At 44.0% G+C, this 1,201-nt stretch carries 1 protein-coding gene; it reads left to right on the top strand.

The window, feature by feature from the left end:
* A partial coding sequence (locus F6K49_RS50755; protein ID WP_293110484.1) for an AarF/UbiB family protein occupies window positions 1-812 on the top strand: 812 nt, incomplete at its 5' end.
* Window positions 813-1,201 lie beyond the last annotated feature (389 nt).

Genomic DNA, 1,201 nt, shown 5'->3' on the forward strand with positions numbered 1-1,201 from the left:
TCTTCCATGCTGACCCCCATCCGGGAAACATATTTTATCTGAGGGATGGTCGTGTCGCTTTATTAGACTGTGGCATGATTGGACGCTTAGACCCCCGCAGCCAACAGATTTTGACGGAGATGCTCCTAGCAATAGTAGATTTAGATGGCAAGCGATGTGCTCAGTTAACCCTACAACTATCTGAAGCCGGTGAGTCGGTCAATTTATCTGGCCTGGAAAATGACTATGACCGTATGCTGCGCAAGTATTACAACCGAAGCCTCTCCAAAATCAATTTTAGTGAAGTGTTTTATGAGATACTGCAAGTCTCGCGCAATAATAAAATCCGCTTACCGGGTAATATGGGTTTATATGCCAAAACCCTAGCTAACTTGGAAGGGGTTACCCGTGGGTTTTATCCTGAAATTAACCTGCTCGACCAAATCAAACCCCTGATTACAGAAGTGTTTCGGCGTCAACTCCTGGGAGATGATCCGTTACAAACCCTTCTGAGAACTATTTTAGATCTCAAAAGCCTGTCATTGCGATCGCCTTCTCAAATCGAATTATTTTTAAACCGCGTCAGTTCCGAAACCCTGAAGTGGAATATTACCATCCCAGAGCTAGACAAACTACGTTTCAGTATCGATGATTCCGCTAATCGACTCTCCTTCAGTATTGTAGTCGGTTCCCTGATTGTGGGTGCAGCAATTGTGGCCTCAGGAAGCCAAACTCCCCAGATTTCTGTAGTTACTAATATCCTGTTTGCTGCAGCTAGTTTTTTGGGATTGTGGCTGATTGTTAGTATCTTGCGTTCGGGACGGTTACGGTAATTTGATCAGGGAGTAGGGAGTGGGGAGTAGGGAGTAGGGAACAGGGAATCGGGAATCGGGAATCGGGAGCATTCAGCCGTCAGCTTAAGCGCTACGCGCACGCTACGCGAACAGCTTGTCGGGTGGGCAAAAACCGTTTGGTTGTTTTGAGTATTAATGATTATTTTACTTTGCCCACCCTACTTTAATTGCTATTTTTTTTGACACACAAGCTTGTCGGGTGGGCAAAAACCGTTTGGTTGTTTTGAGTATTAATGATTATTTTACTTTGCCCACCCTACTTTAATTGCTATTTTTTTGTACACGCAAGCTTGTCGGGTGGGCAACAACAGTTTGGTTGTTTTGAGTATTAATGATTATTTTACTTTGCCCACCCTTATTTAATTGGT

It is taken from the genome of Moorena sp. SIO3I6, assembly GCF_010672095.1.